This window comes from Psychrilyobacter piezotolerans (genome assembly GCF_003391055.1).
GTDB classification, from domain to species: Bacteria; Fusobacteriota; Fusobacteriia; order Fusobacteriales; family Fusobacteriaceae; genus Psychrilyobacter; species Psychrilyobacter piezotolerans.
In genome coordinates this window covers 38,515-59,160 of record NZ_QUAJ01000017.1, presented here as the reverse complement: position 1 = coordinate 59,160, position 20,646 = coordinate 38,515, and the positions used below count along the sequence as shown (strand labels likewise).

General features: G+C 34.6%; 18 protein-coding genes. 3 read left to right on the top strand and 15 right to left on the bottom strand.

Annotated elements, in window-relative coordinates; translation table 11 throughout:
* Positions 1-4 precede the first annotated feature (4 nt).
* The 6 genes from DYH56_RS10220 to DYH56_RS10195 form a co-directional block, all read right to left on the bottom strand.
* Complete coding sequence (locus DYH56_RS10220; RefSeq protein WP_114642769.1) at positions 5-1,444, bottom strand: glycoside hydrolase family 130 protein; 1,440 nt, start codon at positions 1,442-1,444, stop codon at positions 5-7.
* A gap of 1 nt (position 1,445) precedes the next feature.
* A complete protein-coding gene (locus DYH56_RS10215) occupies positions 1,446-2,378 on the bottom strand; it encodes a glycoside hydrolase family 130 protein (protein WP_114642768.1) in 933 nt (310 codons plus the stop codon).
* Positions 2,375-3,442 carry a glycosyltransferase family 4 protein gene (locus DYH56_RS10210; protein ID WP_199533015.1) on the bottom strand — a complete coding sequence of 356 codons (1,068 nt, stop codon included), beginning with the start codon at positions 3,440-3,442 and terminating at the stop codon, positions 2,375-2,377. The genes DYH56_RS10215 and DYH56_RS10210 overlap by 4 nt, the downstream gene beginning before the upstream one ends.
* 159 nt (positions 3,443-3,601) lie before the next feature.
* Positions 3,602-4,108: a hypothetical protein gene (locus DYH56_RS10205; protein ID WP_114642767.1), complete on the bottom strand. Its 507-nt coding sequence runs from the start codon at positions 4,106-4,108 to the stop codon at positions 3,602-3,604.
* Positions 4,109-4,119: 11 nt separating this feature from the next.
* Positions 4,120-5,253 (bottom strand): aldo/keto reductase, encoded by a 1,134-nt coding sequence (locus DYH56_RS10200; RefSeq protein ID WP_114642766.1) that lies wholly within the window; start codon positions 5,251-5,253, stop codon positions 4,120-4,122.
* Positions 5,253-5,678, bottom strand: coding sequence for a DUF1893 domain-containing protein (locus tag DYH56_RS10195; protein WP_114642765.1), 426 nt, complete (start codon positions 5,676-5,678; stop codon positions 5,253-5,255). The genes DYH56_RS10200 and DYH56_RS10195 overlap by 1 nt, the downstream gene beginning before the upstream one ends.
* Positions 5,679-5,910: 232 nt before the next feature.
* Between DYH56_RS10195 and DYH56_RS10190 the strand changes: the two genes are divergently transcribed.
* Positions 5,911-9,321 carry a DUF748 domain-containing protein gene (locus tag DYH56_RS10190; protein ID WP_114642764.1) on the top strand — a complete coding sequence of 1,137 codons (3,411 nt, stop codon included), beginning with the start codon at positions 5,911-5,913 and terminating at the stop codon, positions 9,319-9,321.
* Between the two features lie 83 nt (positions 9,322-9,404).
* On the opposite strand, the gene DYH56_RS10185 is transcribed toward DYH56_RS10190, so the two are convergent.
* From DYH56_RS10185 to DYH56_RS10175, 3 genes are all read right to left on the bottom strand, one after another.
* On the bottom strand, positions 9,405-10,943 hold the full coding sequence (locus DYH56_RS10185) for an alanine/glycine:cation symporter family protein (RefSeq protein ID WP_114642763.1): 1,539 nt from the start codon (positions 10,941-10,943) through the stop codon (positions 9,405-9,407).
* Between the two features lie 796 nt (positions 10,944-11,739).
* Positions 11,740-12,702 (bottom strand): toxin-antitoxin system YwqK family antitoxin, encoded by a 963-nt coding sequence (locus DYH56_RS10180; RefSeq protein WP_158539119.1) that lies wholly within the window; start codon positions 12,700-12,702, stop codon positions 11,740-11,742.
* A gap of 223 nt (positions 12,703-12,925) precedes the next feature.
* A complete protein-coding gene (locus DYH56_RS10175; protein ID WP_114642761.1) occupies positions 12,926-13,240 on the bottom strand; it encodes a nucleoside triphosphate pyrophosphohydrolase in 315 nt (104 codons plus the stop codon).
* Positions 13,241-13,701: 461 nt separating this feature from the next.
* Here DYH56_RS10175 and DYH56_RS10170 point away from each other — a divergent pair, with 461 nt between their 5' ends.
* A complete protein-coding gene (locus DYH56_RS10170; protein ID WP_114642760.1) occupies positions 13,702-13,890 on the top strand; it encodes a hypothetical protein in 189 nt (62 codons plus the stop codon).
* Positions 13,891-14,015: 125 nt separating this feature from the next.
* On the opposite strand, the gene cas5 is transcribed toward DYH56_RS10170, so the two are convergent.
* The 4 genes from cas5 to cas6 are packed head-to-tail and all read right to left on the bottom strand — an operon-like array spanning position 14,016 to position 18,059.
* Positions 14,016-15,104 (bottom strand): CRISPR-associated protein Cas5, encoded by a 1,089-nt coding sequence (cas5, locus tag DYH56_RS10165; protein ID WP_114642759.1) that lies wholly within the window; start codon positions 15,102-15,104, stop codon positions 14,016-14,018.
* 2 nt (positions 15,105-15,106) lie between these two features.
* Entirely contained in the window at positions 15,107-16,006 is a 900-nt protein-coding gene (gene cas7i / locus DYH56_RS10160; protein ID WP_199533016.1) for a type I-B CRISPR-associated protein Cas7/Cst2/DevR, read from the bottom strand.
* Entirely contained in the window at positions 16,003-17,343 is a 1,341-nt protein-coding gene (gene cas8a1, locus DYH56_RS10155) for a type I CRISPR-associated protein Cas8a1/Csx8 (protein WP_114642757.1), read from the bottom strand. Before cas8a1 ends, cas7i begins: the two co-directional genes overlap by 4 nt.
* 8 nt (positions 17,344-17,351) lie before the next feature.
* On the bottom strand, positions 17,352-18,059 hold the full coding sequence (cas6, locus tag DYH56_RS10150; RefSeq protein WP_114642756.1) for a CRISPR-associated endoribonuclease Cas6: 708 nt from the start codon (positions 18,057-18,059) through the stop codon (positions 17,352-17,354).
* A gap of 1,189 nt (positions 18,060-19,248) precedes the next feature.
* Here cas6 and DYH56_RS10145 point away from each other — a divergent pair.
* Positions 19,249-19,905: an MBL fold metallo-hydrolase gene (locus DYH56_RS10145; RefSeq protein WP_199533014.1), complete on the top strand. Its 657-nt coding sequence runs from the start codon at positions 19,249-19,251 to the stop codon at positions 19,903-19,905.
* A 141-nt stretch (positions 19,906-20,046) separates the two neighbouring features.
* Here DYH56_RS10145 and DYH56_RS10140 read toward each other — a convergent pair whose 3' ends face one another.
* Positions 20,047-20,238, bottom strand: a complete 192-nt coding sequence (locus DYH56_RS10140) for a hypothetical protein (RefSeq protein ID WP_114642755.1) — start codon at positions 20,236-20,238, stop codon at positions 20,047-20,049.
* A 115-nt stretch (positions 20,239-20,353) separates the two neighbouring features.
* Positions 20,354-20,545 (bottom strand): hypothetical protein, encoded by a 192-nt coding sequence (locus tag DYH56_RS10135; RefSeq protein ID WP_114642754.1) that lies wholly within the window; start codon positions 20,543-20,545, stop codon positions 20,354-20,356.
* Positions 20,546-20,646 lie beyond the last annotated feature (101 nt).

Sequence of the window (20,646 nt, the reverse complement as noted above, 5' to 3'; positions counted from 1 at the left end):
CCCCCTAATTTAGCATGTAATCCAGTAATTCTTTTACAGAAACCAGGGCTATCCCTGAATTTGTATCCGACATTGCATAAGGTATAATTAAATTATCCCCATGGACGATCCCACCGCAAGAGTACACTACATTTGGCACATAACCATTTCTTTCGCTTTCTAACGGTTCTAATATGGGCTCCCTGGTAGCTCCTATTACCTTTGCCGGATCCTCCAGATCCAGGAGGATCGCTCCTAAACAATATTTTCTCATGGGCCCCACACCATGAGTTAAAACTATCCACCCTTTGTCTGTTTCTATGGGCGACCCGCAGTTCCCGATCTGCATAAATTCCCAATCATATTTCGGCCGCCTCAGTATCTGTGCAGTTTCCCAAAAATGGATGTTTTCAGATGACATTATATACAGATTTTCTCCGTCAACCCTGGAGATTACCATGTATTTCCCATTTATTTTTTTCGGGAAAAGAGCCATCCCCTTATTGGCTGCGTACTCTCCGTTTAACGTTATAGCTTTATAGTTAAAAAAATCTTTAGTCTCCAATATTTGAGGCAGGATCTTAACTCCATTGTAGGCAGTATATGTAGCGTAATAAACTATCTCTCCATCATCATATTTAAATCGTACAAACCTTGCATCCTCTATTCCGTTACTTTCATTTTGTGAACTGGGGAATACAATCCTTTCAGATAATTTTTGATCTATTTTAAACTGCAGCTCATAATTGGATTCTGCTAACCACAATACGGTATCCTTTAGGTCATGAATTTTTTTTTCTGGTGATATATTCAAAAGAGCCCGGAGTTCAGATAAGTTAAATTCATCCGATAGCTGTTCTTTTAGATTTGATAAGGAACTGCAGTCTTCATGCATCTCATCCAATTTACAAAAGAGTATATCTTTTTTATATACGGGATTATTCACGGCTACTGCCCTTTCTACAAAGGGGCTCACCTCATCAAATTCGAAGTTACCTTCTTTATCTACAATTCCCCCCCTAAACTCTATGGAGGATAGGTGCCCTTCTCCCACTGCTCTAAAACTCAATATAAATCTTATACTCCCTTCTGGGACTTGAGTTTGATCCGGATGTTTCACAATAGACGGATTAAAAAAAGCCGCCGATTGAACTGTATACTCCTGGGAAAAATAAGCTCCCAGCAGGGCTCTTTTTGTATCACTTATCCTTTGATTTGAAGGGATATGTTTTTTTATTCTATTATAGTGCTTATCCAGTGCATCCCATATATTTTTATGCCTTCCTGAGAAGTCTTCTATTATATCCTGCAAAATCTTATGGGCTTCCTCATCCGATAGGTTTAAAACCCGTGTTATGATATTCTCTATACGCCCTTCACCTGAAGGTATATGAGATTTTATAATTACCCTGGACGGATCTGGCCTGAATATCTTCCCTATCCTCCTTACATTTAATTTTCCCATTCTAACTCCCCCCCTTTATGCACAGGTCTATTAACTCATCTATATTGGCTTCTCCTACACACATGACACTGTCGGCTCCGCCCCAGTAAATTTTTATTGTTCCATCCCCTTCATCCACTGCTCCACAAGTAAAGACTACATTGGGCACATAGCCTGTTACCTCCCAGGGATCTTCCGGCTCCAGAATCCACTCGTCTGAAACTCCCAGTACAATAGAGGGATCTTCCAAATCATGAAGGGCTGCCCCCAGTCTGTAAACAGATCCTGACATGGTTTTAAATACACCATGATATATATTCAGCCATCCTTTTTCAGTCTTTATGGGAGTGGCTCCAGGTCCTATCTTCATCTCATCCCAGTGGTATTTATGGGGCTGCATTATTAATTTAGATCTCCCCCAATGTATTAGATCCGGTGAGTACGATATCCAGATCGACCATTTAGATATCTCTGAATGAGGCCTGTCCAGCCTCACATACTGTCCACCTATCTTTTCTGGAAATATTACTACATTCCTCAGATCTGCCTGGGTTATAAGAGCAACTCTTTCTACCTCTATGAAATCAAGGGTTTTTGCCAGAGCTATCCTTACTCCGTATTTGGAATAGCAGCTATAGGTCAAAAGATATTCCCCGTCTATTTCACTGATTCTCAGGTCTTCTACACCATATTCCTCATACTGGGAAAATATCGATCCCTTGTCTTCACAGGGTGTCAAAAAAGGTTTCGATTCCACTTTGAAATCATAACCGTCATCACTTTTAGCCATTCCAATAATCGATCTTCCATTTAGCAGATGGGAACGAAATAACATAATATATTTACCTTTATATTTAACAATCCCTGCATTGTGAACTGTAGCCACAGGATATGGCACATCATCCTTGGTCAGTATGGGATTTTTTTTATACCGAGTTACCACTTCTCTCTTCATCTATTACCTCCTCGTTCTTTGAGGATCTTTTCATAGACTTTTATATATTCATCTACCATTCGGCCCACTGAAAATTTTTCCTCTACAGTTTCTCTGCACCTCTTCCTCTCAATATTTGGGAGTTTGTCCAGGGCTGCCAGAGCTCCATCTACATCATCCACAAGAAATCCATTGACCTCATCCTCTATAAGTTCAGGCATACTGCCTTTGTTATAGGCTATTACAGGTGTCCCGCAAGCCATGGTTTCAACAACAGATAATCCAAAGGGTTCCTCGAAGTATATAGGATGGAGAAGAGCCTGGGCTCCCCCTAGCAGCTTATCCCTTTCTCTGGGACCAACACTTCCTATATAGGTAATATCTCCACTGAGGTGGGGTTCTATCTCACCTTTAAAATACCCTTCATCCTGAATAATTCCTGCCATTATGAGTTTTTTATTGGATCTTTTAGCAATTTCAATAGCTTCTTTAGGGCCTTTATCTCTATGCAGTCTTCCAAAAAATAACAGGTAATCTTCCGGCAGATCTCTATAGGTAAACTGGGTCAGATCTATCCCGTGATACACAGTATCTATATAATTCAGGCTGCTACTCCGATCCGAATCGCTTATTGAAACATAGTAGGTATTCTCACCATATTTTTCATATACAGGAAGGATCTTTTCAGAGGAAAATCCATGGATCGTGGTAACTACCGGCGTATCCACTAACCCGCTATAGGTCAGCGGAAGAAAATCAAAATTGTTGTGTATAATGTCGAATTCATCGGCACTCTGAAATACCTTAGCTATATGGAGACTTTCCCAGACTTTGGGATCTATATTTTTATCCTCTTCATACCCGACCTGACACACCGACCTTAATTTCCCTTCTGTTATAGACTCCCCTGTTGCAAATAGGGTTACATCCACTCCTCTTTTTACTAATCCTTCACAGAGTAAGGAGACAATATTCTCCCAGGGACCGTAATGCCTGGGAGGGGTTCTCCATGCTATGGGGGAAATCAAAGCCACCTTCAATGGGGATTTTTCCTGAGCTTTATTATTTCTTTTATTTTTATCCATCTTGGATCACCTCATTTTCAATTTTTCCTAATAGATTTTATACAAAAAAAAACGATATTTCTTTTTTTTAGCAATTAAAAATTTAATTTTTCTATCGATATATAAATCTATTGACCTTAAAAAAAAGCCGGGCAGCTGCCCGGCTTTTTTTTGTTTACCTTACTCTTTAACCGGAAAGAACCTGAGAACCACGAGAACCAGGGCTGTATTGAGGATCATCCCTGGAACTCCCAGAATAAAATTCTTTATCCAGAGGTCTAGGGATAGACCGGGATAAAAGAAAACCAAAATTATAGAAGAGATGCGTCCCAATAATAAAGGAATCCCTGTTCTAAGGAGAGTTTTGGAAGTTTTTCCCCTGAGATAGAAAGCACTCATCCCTAAAACAGCTGCCTCCAAAGTGAGGAGCTGCAACATGGGCAGAGGGGCCCTCATGGGCATCCCCGTAAGGATATGGTTAGCTAAGGGAGTGAGAAGTGCTATTCCCATAACTCCCGTAGATTTAAGATATTGAGAAGCCAGAATAACTCCTAAAAATATTGGAAGAAAAACAGTTCCATTAAATCCTGCCAGATGAAAGAGATAGGGAGCTAGAAGCGAAAAGGTCATAAAAAGTGCAAAGGTCACTCCCTTCCCCTTGGAAACTTCAAAATTTCTTACATTCATAAAAATCCCTCCTATTTTTCAAAGGCTTTTACAGCCTGAGACAGCTTTTCTATTATAGAAATCTTCTGGGGACAGAGGCTCTCGCACTTTCCGCATTCAATGCAGTTGTGAGCCTTCTCATCCTCCTTTAGAAACATATTATAATCTTTTCTGGCACCTTCCATATCATCAAAGATAAAGGCGTCGTTATATAACTGGAAAACTCTGGGGATATTTACACCAGAGGGACAGGGAAGACAGTATTTACAGTCGGTACAGGGAACTTTCATTCTGGTCCTGTATATATTCCGGACTTCTTCAATGACGGATTTTTCCTTCTCTGTGAGGGAAGAAGGTTCGGCTTTGGATGCCACCTCTACATTTTCCACAACATGCTCCAGAGCAGTCATACCGCTCAAAAGCAGTGTTACCTGGGGATGATCCCACACCCACCTGAGGGCCCATTCCACAGGGGAGTAATTCTTTTTCTGGGAGTCCAACAACAACTTCACCTCTTGGGGAACCCTCCCTGCTATCTTACCGCCTCTCAGGGGTTCCATAACGATTACACCCAGTCCCTTTCCAGCAGCATAGAGAAGCCCATTTTTTCCTGCCTGAAACTCTATGTCCATGTAGTTATATTGAATCTGGCAAAAATCCCAATTATAGGAATCGACGATTTCCTTAAAAACGGATAGGTCGTCGTGGAAGGAAAATCCCACATTCCTCACCCTGCCGTCTGCTTTAGCAGCTGACAGAAAGTCAAAGATACCGCATTTCTTGACCTGCTCCCACCTTTTTTTATCGAGGGCATGAACAAGATAATAATCGATGTGATTGGTCCTCAGCTTTTTTAACTGTTCATCCAGGTAGTAGTCCATATCCTCTCTCTTTTCTATGAGCCACGAAGGAAGTTTGGTGGCCAGCTTTACCCTGTCTCTGAGACCATATTTTTCTAAAAATCTTCCTACAAAGGGTTCACTCTCCCCCTTATGATAGGGCCAGGCTGTATCTATATAGTTTACTCCCCTTTGAATGGCGTAATCCATCATTCTTTCCGAAAGTTCCTCATGGATGGATCCGTCATCTCTCAGGGGATATCTCATACACCCAAAACCTAAGATAGAGATCTTTTCCCCTGTTTTTGGCATCTTCCTGTACTTCATTACTTACCTCCTAACTTCATCAAAAATTTCTTTATAATATCCAGTCCCACCTGGGGATCCTCTGTATTTGAGAGCAGTTTTTCCAACGGGCACATGCCGTCTCCCCTGCGATTTATTATATAGGGGACCACAGTTCCCCACTGGACAGTCTGTCCCCCCTTCTTCAAAGAAGCAAGGGCATCCCGGGAGATGACACCACCGTATAACTCCTTGCAGCAGCAAAGGGAAAGAACCATGGCCGCCCCTTTTCCGATTATCCTGTCAGCTACAGAACTTCCTTGGGTAGTTTCTTTTCCAAGGAAAAAAAATTCCAGGGCGGGTTTTATCCCCCTTTCCTCTGAGACAAAGATTACCTTCCTATCTTTTACTGCTGCAAAGACTGTATCGGATTTTTCTATGAGTTTTATGGCTCTTTCAATATCCATGGCACCTCCATTAGCCTTTCGTACAGAATAATTTTTTTCTCTGCCTGATTTATACTACGAAGATGATATTTTTCATTTTTTTATTTTTGTGCTTATTCAACAATAAATTACAGAACGGGAAAATATTTAGAGAAGAAGTATATTATTTCATTTATTTTAGAAATTAGGCAGGAAAAAACAAGTCTTTTCCCTAAATTATAATGAAAGATCTTTGTTTTTTAGGAGGCTGGTTATGAAAAAAATATATAAAATAATTCTGCTATCTATGGGTGTGCTTATATTTCTTTTGGTAGCAGGTACAAACCTGTTTTTAAAGGGGATTGTCATCTCATCTTTAGAAGATACTTTAAGCAGAAAGGTAAGTATGGGGAGCCTTTGGCTGAATCCTTTCACAGGAACTCTTTCCTCTCATGATGTGATTATATGGAACGGAGAAGAAGAACCGCTGCTGTCTCTGGAATCCATAGAGGTAAATGCCGATCCTCTTAAACTTTTTGAAAGAAAATTGTCTATAAGTGAGGTTCGCCTTATCGAACCCACCCTAAACCTTATTGGTTTAGGAAATGACTCGAAAGCAGAGAAAGAAAGTTCTCCACAGACAGAAGAGGAAGATCCAGGGGCATCTTCACAAGGTTTCATAAGGGAGGTGGAAATTAAAAATATCGCTGTAGAAAGGCTGACTTTCATAAGAGCCGGGGAAATATTGAAGTCAATGAATACAATAACTTTCAGGGTACCTGACTTCACTTATGAAAATAATGAGCTGGATCTTTCTGCAAGTTTAAATATTTTAGGGAGTGGTCTCCTTGATATAAAAATTAAAGCCAATACAGAAACCGGTATATTGGATACCTCCTTGGCCTCAGAGGGGTTTGAATTCACCAATACCTTCTCCCCTGATGAAGAGGATGAGCTTAAGCTGTCTGGAAATCTCAATGGAAAAATCTTTCTCCAGGGAAACTACCTTAAGAAGGAGTTTCAGGTAAGAGGAAATGTCTCTGGTTCAAAGGTTCTTGCTGAGGACAAAAAAGGAAATCAGCTTCTTAATTCTGAAAGTATAATTATAGACCTCGCGAGTCTCACATTTCCTGAAATCTCTTTAAACCTTAAAAAATTGGAAATAGAGGATACCCAAAGTAACCTTTCCATCCTACAAGAAGAAAAAGCCATTCCTCTCCCTGAGGAAAAACAGCAGGTTAAATCCCTTCCTGCAGAGGAAAGGGCCTATCTCCTAAAGGATATAATCATCGGTGAGATTACAGTTAAAAGATCCTCCCTGACCTACGGCGACCTTGCATTTACCGATATAGATTTAAGTCTCAAGGACCTGAGGAATATTCCCGAAAATAAGGCATCTGCTTCTGCGTCCTTTACCCTTAACGACTCCATAGATTTTTCATCCCAGTCTCTTGTTGAGGTCTTGGATTATTCCACGAGCTTTGATCCTCTTAAATCTCTTATCCTTAAGGGGAGTTTTATCTTGGATACCCCATCTTGGGAGCTTCCTGACTCCGTTAAAAAGACGCTCTCATATGAGGCTGAAGTCAAAAAAGTTAACCTGAAAGGGGATTATTCCTTCAGCTATCCCAGGGTCATATTAAAATCGGATATACTTAGTGAAAATCTGAAACTCATAGGAAAGAAGGAGACATTTCACGATATCCTGCTTAAATCCCTTTATGGTAACTGCTCTCTTGCTTACAATCTGGATGACAGCTCCTACTCCCTGTCTGGCCCGCTGAATCTCAAGGATTTCAACATTAAAAATAAGAAGGGGCAGGATTTTTTTATGGGAGATCTCTCTGTTGAACTGGGAGGTTTGAGTAAGGAGATGATCACTCTGGATTCAGTGATACTGAACAGCTTTTTTTTAGATTTAAATACGAAAATTTCTCCTGAGGAATCCAAAAACTTCCATGGAGAGGAAACAGGTTCCGGAGAAAACAGCCCACCTTCTAAGGAAGAGGCAATTGAAGTTGTAATAGGTAATCTCAAACTGAGAAGTGGTCGGGTACTTACAAAAGATCTATCTTTTGAAAAGGTCTATCTAGATGGAAATAATGTTTCCAATAAAAAAATTAATTCAAATTTTGTCCTGGATGCCCTTATGGATGGTTTTACCCCCTTAAAGGGAGATCTAAATGTAAAGGTAAATGACATGGATACTTTTTCAGACCTCAAGGCAAAGGGCAATATATCGGTTTCAAATTTGGATCTTAAGATCTTAAACTCCTACACAAAGGATTTCCCCTATGAAATTAGAGGGATTGTCAATTATTCGTCATTTTTAGATTATTCAAAGGACAACATAAGTTCCAAGGGGGATTTTTCAGGATCCAACCTCCGCATAAAAAAACCTGAATCTATGGATATCTCAGTAGAAAACATCCGATCTAAACTAAACTTTAATTTTAAAAAAGAGGGGATTTTTCTTTCAAACAGCAGTTTCTCACTTTCAAATCTCAAAGGAGAGATCCAGGATGAAACTAAGGTTCAGCTGGCAAAGGGTGATATAGTGGTTAAGGAGTACTCTCCAAAAATAATACAATTTAGCTCAATTTCCCTTACTTCTCCTCTGATCGATCTCAAGGAATCCCCCGAAGAAGCCGGTGGTTCCGGTGGTTCCAGCGATCAAAAGAAGGAAGATGAACAGCCCCTTCCCGTAATATTTGCTTCCAAAATCAATGTTAAAAATGGAAAAGTTATTTACAGGGGGCTGGAAAAAACATCTGTCTACGAAAATATAGGATTTTCAGCTGCAAACTTTACCACTCAAAAAAATAAAAATTCCTCTATAGATGCAGGTTTGTCCCTTGCAGGCATCCAAAGGGTAGAACTCAAGGGAAATCTCTCCCTGAAGGAGGACTGGGATTTTTCTCCCAAGACCATCACCTTCAGCGGAACCCTTAATGTGACAAATTTAAATATCCCTACCTTCAACAATATCCTCCAGAAGAATCTTCCCAACGAGTTTGACGGAGGGATTCTGTCATCCAGGGGAAGGGTTAATCTGAGAGCCGCTCAGCTGAATTCGGAACACGACATAACCATCTCAAAGGTGGATCTGGGGAAAACTACCGGTTATTCCAGGGGGATTCCTTTGGGATCTGTAATAAAGGTTCTTTCCGATAGATATGGGAATATCCGTATTACCCTTCCTGTGACTGGTGACCTCACCAATCCAAAGTTAGGTATCACCTCTATCGTAACCAGCAGTATTATGAGCGGTCTGGTAAAGGCGGCCAGGTCTCCTCAGACCATCATCTCCAAGGTTCTTACCTTGGGAGATGACGAAATCAAGACCATTTACTTTAACTATCTTTCGGGAGAGCCTAATCAACCTGAAACAGATAAACTAAGTGAGATTATAAATATACTTACAGAAAATCCTAAACACAAGGTAACCTTTACCCTATACACCAATGAGAATGTGGAAATAAGTCTTCTTACCACCAAATCCATCACCGGGATCCTCTTAGGTCAAAAGATGGATCCAGAAAGGACTCTGGAAAATCTCATGGAGGAGAGAAAAAAGTATATTTTAGACTTCTTCTCGGACAGAGTATCTTCTGAAAGGATAGAGGTAAAGGTTTCCAAGGAAAATAAATCCCTGCCCCAAGCTGAGGTGGAATTTAAAGAATAAAAATAATCAAAAAGCAACGTGACGTTGCATCCAGAAAATCAAAAGAGGCACAACCCTTTTGGGGTCAGCCTCTTTTGTTTATCTTATGATATTTTTAATTCTGTTACACCTTCTTCAACCGTTACCCTTTCTCTTCCTTCTCTTCTTATTTCATCCCAAACCGCAAACTCTCCTTGAATTCCAATCTGATTTGGATTAAAGTCCCAATCATCTTCTCTATTTTCTTTCATCCTTAGTTTATAATCTTTCAGGCAGGCAATAGCAGGTTTATGCATAATTAAAATTCCTACGATATTTATCCAAGCCATTATTCCTATTCCAATATCTCCAAAAGTCCAAGCCATTCCTCCTGCAGCTATAGAACCTGAAAATGTAAATCCAAGGTATACTAATTTTAAAATAAATCTGATTTTTTTCCCTTCTTCACTGCCATTAGTTAAATAAACTAATGCTGTATCTCCATTCCAGAAAAATGCTAATAGTGTAGTAAAGGCAAAGAATACAATAGCTATTGCTACTATATATGCACCATACCCAATTCCAATATCTAAAGCTGTAGATGTATTAGCTGCTCCTACTGTTCCCATACTCATATTAGAAGTTGCACCTTTCCCTGCATAAATTGCCTCACCAGTAGCTCCATCAAAGACCTTATATGCTCCTGTAATGATAATCATCAAGGCTGTAGCTGTACATACAAATATAGAGTCAATATAGATAGAAAATGCTTGTATCAATCCTTGTTTAGCAGGATGTGAAGTATCTGCTGCTGCTGCTGAAGCTGGTCCCGTTCCCTGCCCTGCTTCATTTGAATAAATACCTCTTTTTACACCCCAGGATATTGCTGCTCCTGCAATCCCTGCAAAGGCCTCTTCTTTTCCAAATGCAGATTTAACAATTAAAGTCAGTGACGGGATGATGTCCCCTGCATTAAGTGCTAACACTATCACTGCAATGATGATATATACTACTGCCATAAATGGAACTACTATCCCGGCAAACTTCGCTAATCTTTTAGCTCCTCCAAAAACAATAACACATAGGAATCCTACAATAATTAATCCTGTAATCCACTGAGGAACTCCTACTGCTGTTTTCAAACTTCCTGCAATTACATTTGATTGAGTAGACGGCATACATATCAACATAGCCAATACTGTAGACATTGCAAACAGATTTCCATACCAGGTTTTCCCGCCCAACAATCCTTTTTTAAAGTAATAAGCAGGTCCTCCTCTGTATCCACCTTCAAATTTTTCTTTATATAATTGTCCCAATGTAGATTCAATATATGATGATGCAGCCCCCAATAATGAAATCATCCATAACCAGAATATCGATCCAGGTCCCCCTAACGCTATGGCGGTAGCTACCCCTGCAATATTTCCAGTTCCTACCCTTCCAGAAACAGACATACACATTGCTTCAAATCCACTTATTGAATCCTCCGATTTTTCCCCTTCCTTAACATCTTTTCCCAGTAACAGCCTTATCATTTCCTTAATCATCATAAATTGAACACCGCTTGTTTTTAAAGTAAAAAATAATCCTGCACCTAAACAAAGATATACGAGTACCGGTGACCAAACAATACTATTCAACCCATTAATTAAAACTTCCATTAAAACCTCCAAAATAATTTCAACAATAAATATAATTTTCTAAATTTCATTTATCTACTAATAAAAGTTTAGCCTACTTTTCATAATTTTCAAAACTAAAATCGAACATCTAATCTCGTTTTAGATCACTTTGTTTTGGAGAAATGTTATAGGTTGTGATTTTTTTGTCAAAAAAACAGCAATCTAAAATCAAGGACAGGAGAGTCCTAAATTTTGACACTACAGACTTTAAAAATAGTACAAAATAAAAATACCCCAGTTCATGCAGCTGGGATATTTTTATTTTGTACTATTTAATTTCAGGTATTTATTTATACGTTTATTTCTTAAGTTTTTGGTTGATTTATCAAAAATTCTCTAAGTTTATATATAAATAACGTTGCTCTCCACCAATTACTATATCAGCCTCTATAGCGGTGTTTAATCTAACCTAATAGGAGACTTTTATTATTTTTTTTATTTCCCCTAATTTCGTATTCTAAAATAGTACTAAAATATGAATTCATCTATTTTATCTTATTTTTAGATTCAATAGTTTCGTAGAACTTTTTTGATTAAGTGAAACAGATAACAATTAATCCAGAATATTATTTTTTTATTTTCATCCATTTTTAATATCATTTTAATCTCATTCTAACCAAATTCTAATCTAAAAAGGTTTATTTCTTATTCTTACGTTTGTTTTTTTAGAATACAACTTTTTTAAAAAGACCAAATTATAAAATTTGGTCTATATATATATATAATTTTTTTGGAAACCTCTTTATCAGAGAGAGACTTACCATGTTTACCTTGCTTATAATTGGTTTTCATTTTCATAGTACTTAATTGTTTCCCCCTCTAGTTTTCCCCCTTTATAGTTTGCTTTAAATCTGATTTGACTATTTTCGTAGTGATAGATCGATTCCCCTTCTAATTTTCCATCTTTATAATTCCCCTTTGCTTCAATTTGGCCATCTTCATAGTACTTAATCGTTTTCCCTTCTTTCTTTCCATTTTTATAATTTCCTTTAAATTTGATTTGACTATTTTCATAGTAAGAAATCGTTTCTCCTTCTAGTTTTCCATCTTTGCAATCCCCTTTAAATTTGATTTGATTGTTCTCATAGTAAGAAATCGTTTCCCCTTCCGCTTTTCCATCTTTATAATTTTCTTTTGTTTCGATTTGACCATTCTCATAATAAGAAATCAATTCCCCTTCCGCTTTTCCATCTCTATAATTTCCTTTTGTTTCGATTTGACCATTCTCATAGTAAGAAATTAATTCTCCTTCCACTTTTCCATCTTTATAATTTCCTTTTGTCTGGATTTTACCATTTTCATAATAAAAAATTAATTCTCCTTCCGCTTTTCCATCTTTATAATTTCCTTTTGTCTGGATTCCACCATTTTCATAATAAAAAATTGATTCCCCTTCTAGTTTTCCGCCTTTATAATTTTCTTTTCCATTGATTCGTCCATTTTCGTAGAAAGAAATCGATTCTCCTTTTAGTTTTCCATCTTTATAATTTCTTTTAAATTTGATTTGTCCGTTTTCATAGTAACCAATCATTTGACCTTTTTGTTTTCCATCTTTATAATTTCTTTTTGTTTGGATTCCATCATTCTCATAGTAATTAACTACTTTCCCTGTGTACGGAGTTTGTTGATTTATTTCATAATATACTCCATTTCTATTTTGCAGCTGTTTTTCATTAATTTTTTTCCCATAACTAATTAAATTGATACTATTCATTAACATTGACAGTATTTTTTTCATTTTCCCCTCCATAAATTTCTTTATAAAAATCTTGGGTTGTCATAATCACTTACCACATTCCAATATTTTTATATTTATATATGAATATAATTATATAAATCCTTTTATTATTTATTGAATTTTATTGAATGCTTAAATTAAAAAACTCCCCAGGAAAAATTCTGGAGAGACCAAGCCTTGCATTTAATTTGACAATCTAGGAATATTGGAGATGGCATAAACTTTAGAGTTCTTCCACTTTTTCTAAAATTATTCTGTTTTTAAAAGCTCCTCGCTTTTTATTTTTTTCTAACCTGACTTTTTCAATCTCATCTTTATTAAAACCATGATAATCTGTTAAGGCCCCTAACACTTCCAATATATCTGCCATCTCCTCTACAGATGGAGTTTCATAAAATTCTTCTACTTCCTCATTAATTTTATCTTTCAGAACTTCTAAATATTCTTCTTCCTCTGCAATATGACAGCAAGATTTTTTCCCATTCTCTTCAATTATTTGAGGTATCTTATCTCTGACTAATTTATTATATATTTTCATATCTAACCTCCTAATGTTTAATATGCTTTTATAGTTCTATCCAATATCTTCTGACCCCATCTACTATATTTTCAAAAACTCCTATATTCTTTTCTATGATTTTTCTTGAAACTGCATTGGCACCATTTCTTTAACTAAATTAAAAATTTCCACAGGCTCATCTAAGTCTGATTTTTTTAAATAAATATTCATAGTTTATCTCCTTTAAAATTATAAAACTGCTCAGCATATAACCTCCCTGCCAAATATAAATAAAATATATTCCAAAACACAGTATTATATATATAATTTATCTTTTTTAGGGTTTTATTCGTAAAAAACAAAAATTCAATTGACTAACCTTGTTTTATGATATATAATATATATTATTGAACACAAGCAAGATAAATTACATAAATAAACCGTACTTGAATTGTTATTTAAATTAATGTGTATATTTTTATAATTTATGGAGGTGTAAAATGAACAGCAAACAAAAAAGCGAGATGACTATAGAAGAAAAGGATAATAAAATAATTTTTAATATATTATTTATAACAGGTCTTCTTATAATAGCAGGCTTTATTTACAGTATCGTCAATAAACCGCAGCCAGCAAAAGCAAGTATAAAAAGTGCATTTGAAAAAAATCATCAGGTAAAAATAACTTAATTTAGATCTATCCAAAATACCTTTTAAAGAGGAGTAATTCCAAATTACTCCTCTTTATTTTAATAATTTTATACTTTTCCATGCACTTTCTGGTATCATATCTCCCTCGGTCGTAAGGGTTTTGTCTATATAAAGTTAACAATATAATTTTCTGTTCCACCATTTTCTTTTTCTCTCGTATCTATATAAATACCCTCACTCTTATCATCGATACTGTACCCCGATGTATAAATAACTACTTTTTTATTGAACACCCTTTTATTTTCCACGATTTCATAATCTTTATTTAAAAAATATTTGGTTCCATTTTTATTTTTTAATATTATATCCTCTTCTTTTATCCGCTCATGATCTAAATATGCAGAATTTTCACCGATTAGATATTCTAAATCATTTTCAAATTTTTGAGTCAATTCCACAATTTCACACTGCTCTATATCCACAAAATCTTCACTCCTACCGATGGATTTTAAGTTGTAGATATTTTCCTTTATAATTTTTAGAGTCTCATCATCTGTTTTAATATGAATTATTAAATTCACGTTGTGCAGAATTTCATAATATTTCAGGGAAGTAGTCAATGAGTTATATTTTGAAATTTCCTTTGTATAGTTATTATATTCAAATTCTTTTACCCTTTCATTGATTTGTTTTTCTTTTCTTTTAATCTCTTTTTCCCTCAAAGTAACCATTTTAAATCCCAATGATTTTTTATCCATACTTTTTTTCTTAGTTAACAAAGTTTTCTTTCTGACTTTAAATATTTTTTTTAGTCTGTCTATCCTTGTTCTCTTAAAGTTTGAAATTTCATCATTCAAATCTTTTAAACCTCTGTATTCATCCATTAAATCCTGGTTTTTTATTTCTATGGTAATCCCTTTTCTAAAACTATTTCCCATACCTTTTTTAGCCACTGCCACCTTATCAAAGGCCACGGATATAAGGTTATTATTTTTCATCTTTACTAAAATTCCCCTGTCATCCATAATGGAATTTAAAAAACAATAATCCGTATAGGGCTGTTTCATCAGGGAGCTGTAAGTTCCCTGAATAGACAGATCCATGGGATGATATTCCTTAAATTTACAGGCATTATGCAGTGCTCCTATCACTGTTGAAAAGGGGGGAAGGGGATAGGTCATCTTGTTGGTTATACTTTCCTCCTTCCTGTAGTGTGCCTTATTTTGAGTTAATACAATTCGAAGTGCTTTCATGGCTATATTCCATAGTATTTATTGACTTCATCTTTTAAACCATCAAAGAACTTAGCTATACTCACAGGTTTTAATTCCTCAACTATATCAGCCTCATTATCCATACTCCCCCCCTCTAGAAGTCCTACCTTATATCCTCTGGCTATCCTATCCTTTAAATCATTGGTTATCTTTAATTTTCCATTTTTTACCCTTACAACATTTTCAAACTGGTGGGTCATCCTGTCTGATAACCCTCCTACAACGAATACAGGCTCTGCGTTATCTAGGTTTCCTTTTACAATTAAATTAAGGTTTTCAATAGTTTTCAGCATAGAATTAACCCTTTCTGCCTTTTCCTCCCTGCTGGCTTCTATATCAAAATTTTCATCCTTCCCGATCATAGAAAGATCAAATGTAATGGAATACATTTTCAGAGATTTATCATATTCATAGTTATAGGGCATAAGTCCTGTTTTTTTAGCAGCTTCTTTATCCTGAAGAGTTATATTATTAGCTTTAGCATATGTTCTGGCTAAATGAAGGTTGTTGTGAAATCTAGTTTCATTTACAAAGGGATCACAGGCAATGGCATCTGTCAGATAAAATGAACTCTTCCTTACGAATGTAAGTTTTTTTTCCCCTACAGAGGTATTCATATATCCGCCCTCCAAGGCTCTGCAGTTGCTTACATTTAATTTTTCATTTACTTCTTTTTGAGTAGCCCCGTCTACAGTTACTTTCAGATCATCATACATCCCGCTTTGTACCATCAATGAGTTCTTCAAGCTTTCCCTGCTTCTAGTGGCATAGGTATTTCCATTTTTAAAAACTTTTTGTATAGAGGATACATTTCCCAATCCCTCTCCATAGTTTGATGTTATGTTGGCAATTACTGTCAATGTTAATGCATGTTTCATTATTTTTGCTCTCCTTTAAATTTTTTTTTCTCTCCCAATGTATTTATAAATGTGTACGCTAAGTTTTTATTATCTTCAAAATTTTCAAACAGGTCTATGGCTACCTCTATACTCACCTGTGTATATATAGAAAGGTATAACAATATCTCACATACCCCGTCATAATCCTTTAATGTGATGGCTCTTATCAGTCTCTGCTCATAGGCCCTTACCTTATTTGGATTATTCTTCAATGCTTTTCTTATCTGTACAGCAGATGCGTAAGCTGTCTTTTGTTTATCGGTCACACCCCTGTAGATCAGTTCATTTATTTTTATCAAATGTGATATCAAGTACGATTTATTCCCTTCTTTTAATAACATATCTATCAAATCATCCAGCTTTACTTCATTTAAAATATTATCGGTTACAATTTTTTCTATCTTTATAAAATCATTTTTTATCTTACAAGGTTTTCTTAGAGCCTTTAATTGTTTATCATTTATTTTATCGAATACCTTTCTGGCTTTTTCTCTGACATAGATAGTCTCAAAATAATCTTTTTCCCTTTCCTTATAAATGATCTCTACATCATAATCTATAAAATTAACACCTTCCTTTACCCTGTAAAATAAGTTACTCCTCATATTTTTTCCTGCCTCTGTCCGATCATGGGAGTCCCAGCTATTAGTTTTTATGAGCTGCTCCAGGGTGAAATTATTATTTATAAAGAAGGCTTCCCTTGTTTTGGAAAAAGCAAAGGGTATAAAATCAAATAACTTATCATCGGAATATACAAAGGTAGATGTATCTCTCATATAAGAAACAGATTTTCCTTTTTTAGACATATCCAGAGAATACCCCCTGATCCTGCAAGAATTTCTATCTTCTTTTAAAAGACTATTTTCATTACAGAAATTATAATATAAACTCCTGCCACCCTTAAAAGTATCATTAATTAATTTCAGTCTGTTTCTATCTATAATTTCCTTTATATCCATATTATTCTGGCCATTATATTCAATTCCCTTAAAAGTTTTTAACATTATGGTATTAGTGGATGTATTTTTAGAGAGTTTTTCATTTACTTTCTCTATCCTCTGATCCTCCTCACTCCAGGTAGTTTCCAATAGGTCCTCAACCTTTTTGTGATGCATTGAATCTCTAAAATAACCTTCTGTAAAGATTAGATATTTTTCGTCTGTTATCTCTTCAATATTAAATTCTAAATAATCATCTGTCTGATTATAGCCAAGATCACAACCCTTTAAATATTTGCTTACCCCTACAATGGCTGCACTCCACCGCCAATCCGATGGATAAAGCCGGGTATTAAACTCTCCCTCTATGATTTCCTTCATAGCCCCTCCTATTCTATAACTTCCAGCATCCCGAAGCCGGCTGATGATCTGCTGCCAAATCCTGATTTGTATAAATAATTTAGTATTTTTTTATCTGCCTTCACATAGAAGGTACCTAAGGTCACCGGGAAGTTAGATTTATAAAAACTCACTACGGTACGCCTTGTTTTTATCGGTACTACCTCAAATTCTTCCAATGATGATTTATAAAATTTATCCTTTAAATTATACAGAGTATTTTTCTTTAAAATTTCCATTCCTTTTTTATCAAAATCATGATACCAGCTGTTTTTCCCTTCCCTGACTTCCCTTATCACAATAGGTGATAGTGCCTTAAATATAACCTCATCTCTGACTATTTCTATTTCTTCTCTTTTATGAATACTCCTTACTACAAATGAATTTTCACCCATGGAGAATTTTTTCCCCTTGCTGCCTATGAGTGCATTTAGAAAATGGAGAGCTTCCATCATATTTTCAACCGATAAAAATACTTTTATACCGTCATTTTTTAGATATACCCTGTCTTTTTCTATTTTTTCAACTGGCAGATATACAGAAAAAGTAAAATTTCTCCTTTCAGGATCATCATATATAGCTTTTTTTATCTCCCTATTGTATTCTTCCAATGATCTTTTAAAAAATGAGAGTATCTTCCTCCTATAATCTGTTGAAATCACTTTTTTTTCTAATTTACACCTTATTTCAAACCTCATACTGCCTCTCCCCTATAATTAAATATATCCCTTAATTTTTACTTATAAAGTAAAAAAAAAGAACCTTAGGTTCTTTATTCTTTAATAGATATTCTTCCCACAAATAACCATAACTACTCAATAATTTAATCTATAAATATAAACAATAAATTATTTCTTTTAAATTGAGTGTACTTCAAAAATATGGATTAATCAATAGTTTTCTTTGAAAAAACTTAATTTTTAATATTTTTTTTAATTAAATTTTAACATTTTATACATTTAAGGCTCATAGGTACATATGTATATAAATATACATCGGAAAAGTATTATATATATTTATTGAGGTCAATGGTTATTTATTTGCATTCCACTATGGTTAGATTAATAGTTTTCTGGATCTTGTCAGACCACTGGTCTTTGATTTACATTCCACACTGGTTAGATTAAATTTATAACTAAACATGGTTTCGAACTTGATTTGAATATATTTAGATTCCACACTGATTAGATTAATATTGTTTGGTTGTCATTTAAAAGAAAAAAATACATTTACATTCCACCGTGGTTAGATTAATATTGTACTTGTTTTATTCCAATAAGAGTATACCTCAAAAATTCCACCTCTGTCGACCCCCTCAGAAAAAATATAAATTAGTTAAATGGATTTTTATTCTTCAATGAGTCTTTCTTCCATAGAAATATTATTTGATTCAATGTCTACTCTAACATAATTTATTTATTTTTAAAATTTTTTAATATTTTAAAATTTCCTAGATCATAAAAAAGGTCTAAAGTGAGGTATCACTCTAAACCTTAAAAAATATTTAGTTTTAAATTATTTTATAAAACCTTTTCTATATATTCACTGTCTTTCATCAGTTCTTTTTCCTCTTTTCTTTCTCCAACCTTGTTTCTTTGATATTTATCTATGTATAATTTTTTTCTTTTTATCTAGACAGCCCATCATAGTTTTTATTTTTTCTTTTTCCGCAAACTCCTAATTATATATAATTTTTTAACGGAGGTCCTTTTTTATTTTAGGTTTCCTCCAAAATTTACTGCTATCATAATTCATCTCCTTTTATTTATTTTAATAACTTAAGTTATTATAACATAATTGCATTTTTTCTCTTATAAAAAAATCACATAAATACATTCAAAAGAACAAATGTGATATTCTGATTTATTTTTAAAAAATTCTATTGCATTGGGTGCAGATTTAAAAAATATAAGTACCATTGTTATTTCACATGGTCATGATGACCACACAAGAGGATTGAAATACTATTTTAAAAAAAATGATAAACAAAATATTTCTATTATCGCTCATCCAGATGCATTTAATGAAAAAAAATTTGATAATTTAAAAATTTGTTCTCCCATTTTAAAGGAAGAATTAAAAGAAAAATGTAATTTAATTCTTTCAAAAAAACCTATTAAAGTTAGTAAAAATATAACATTTCTAGGAGAGATACCTCAAATGAATAATTTTGAAAATCGAGAAGCTATTGGCACACAAATTGTTAATGGAAATTCCGTTGACGATTATGTAATGGATGATACAGCCCTTGCATATAAAAATGAAAATGGTATTTATATTATTACAGGATGTTCTCACAGTGGGATATGCAATATAATAGAGTATGCAAAAAAAGTATGTAATGATGACAGGGTATTGGGAGTTATAGGAGGATTTCATTTATTTGAAGTGTCTGAACAGATCAACGAAACTATCGATTATTTTAAAAAAAATAATCTAAAGGAATTATATCCTTGCCACTGTACTTCATTTTCTGTTAAAGCAGAAATAAATAAAACTTTACCTGTAAAAGAAGTTGGAGTAGGTTTAGAAATAAACTGGTAAAAAAACAACGTGACTTTGCATCCAGATAGGCGTAATCTAGGGGTATTTTGGTGACACCCTTGCGGGTATCATTTCTTATATAATAAAAAAAACCAGATCCTTTCTGGTTTTTTCTGTTTTAATTATCTATGTTTAATGGCTTTAATTGCTAAAAATATTACTTAACATTACTGAATTTCCTGGATTCAATTTAACCTGAGAACTTTCCTGTTCCTGAATTTGTTCCTTTTTAACATTATCAAAAATGTTACTTAGTTTTACCGATGATCCTTTCTCACTAGAAAAAGATAAAGCACCCATTACCAGCATCATACCTAATATTAATTTTTTCATGTCTACGCCTCCTACAGCTATTTATTTATTTTTAAACTTTATAGTTAAAATTATTCACTTTCGGACAATAATTTTAAAAAATTTTCTTTCATATTATTAATTATATCCAATAGCTTTAATTGCCAAAAATATTACTTACCTTTACTGAATTCTCCGTATTCAATTTATCCTGAGAACTTTCCTGTTCCTGAATTTGTTCCTTTTTAACATTATCAAAAATGTTACTTAGTTTTACCTCTGTTCCTTTTTCACTTGAAAAAGATAAAGCACCCATTACCAGCATCATACCTAATATTAATTTTTTCATTTTTACGCCTCCTAGAGCTATTTATTTATTTTTACCTTTACGTTAAATTTATTCATTTCCGGACAATAATTTTAAAAAAATTTCTTTCATATTATTAATTA

Excerpts from the sequence above, each read along its gene's own strand:
- DYH56_RS10220 (WP_114642769.1), bottom strand. The coding sequence starts at position 1,444 with ATGGGAAAATTAAATGTAAGGAGGATAGGGAAGATATTCAGGCCAGAT.
- DYH56_RS10215 (WP_114642768.1), bottom strand. The coding sequence starts at position 2,378 with ATGAAGAGAGAAGTGGTAACTCGGTATAAAAAAAATCCCATACTGACC.
- DYH56_RS10205 (WP_114642767.1), bottom strand. The coding sequence starts at position 4,108 with ATGAATGTAAGAAATTTTGAAGTTTCCAAGGGGAAGGGAGTGACCTTT.
- DYH56_RS10135 (WP_114642754.1), bottom strand. The coding sequence starts at position 20,545 with ATGAAAAAATTAATATTAGGTATGATGCTGGTAATGGGTGCTTTATCT.
- DYH56_RS10175 (WP_114642761.1), bottom strand. The coding sequence starts at position 13,240 with ATGAAAATATATAATAAATTAGTCAGAGATAAGATACCTCAAATAATT.
- cas5 (WP_114642759.1), bottom strand. The coding sequence starts at position 15,104 with ATGAAAGCACTTCGAATTGTATTAACTCAAAATAAGGCACACTACAGG.
- DYH56_RS10170 (WP_114642760.1), top strand. The coding sequence starts at position 13,702 with ATGAACAGCAAACAAAAAAGCGAGATGACTATAGAAGAAAAGGATAAT.
- DYH56_RS10195 (WP_114642765.1), bottom strand. The coding sequence starts at position 5,678 with ATGGATATTGAAAGAGCCATAAAACTCATAGAAAAATCCGATACAGTC.
- DYH56_RS10180 (WP_158539119.1), bottom strand. The coding sequence starts at position 12,702 with ATGAAAAAAATACTGTCAATGTTAATGAATAGTATCAATTTAATTAGT.
- cas8a1 (WP_114642757.1), bottom strand. The coding sequence starts at position 17,343 with ATGAAGGAAATCATAGAGGGAGAGTTTAATACCCGGCTTTATCCATCG.
- DYH56_RS10140 (WP_114642755.1), bottom strand. The coding sequence starts at position 20,238 with ATGAAAAAATTAATATTAGGTATGATGCTGGTAATGGGTGCTTTATCT.
- cas6 (WP_114642756.1), bottom strand. The coding sequence starts at position 18,059 with ATGAGGTTTGAAATAAGGTGTAAATTAGAAAAAAAAGTGATTTCAACA.
- DYH56_RS10200 (WP_114642766.1), bottom strand. The coding sequence starts at position 5,253 with ATGAAGTACAGGAAGATGCCAAAAACAGGGGAAAAGATCTCTATCTTA.
- DYH56_RS10210 (WP_199533015.1), bottom strand. The coding sequence starts at position 3,442 with ATGGATAAAAATAAAAGAAATAATAAAGCTCAGGAAAAATCCCCATTG.
- DYH56_RS10190 (WP_114642764.1), top strand. The coding sequence starts at position 5,911 with ATGAAAAAAATATATAAAATAATTCTGCTATCTATGGGTGTGCTTATA.
- DYH56_RS10185 (WP_114642763.1), bottom strand. The coding sequence starts at position 10,943 with ATGGAAGTTTTAATTAATGGGTTGAATAGTATTGTTTGGTCACCGGTA.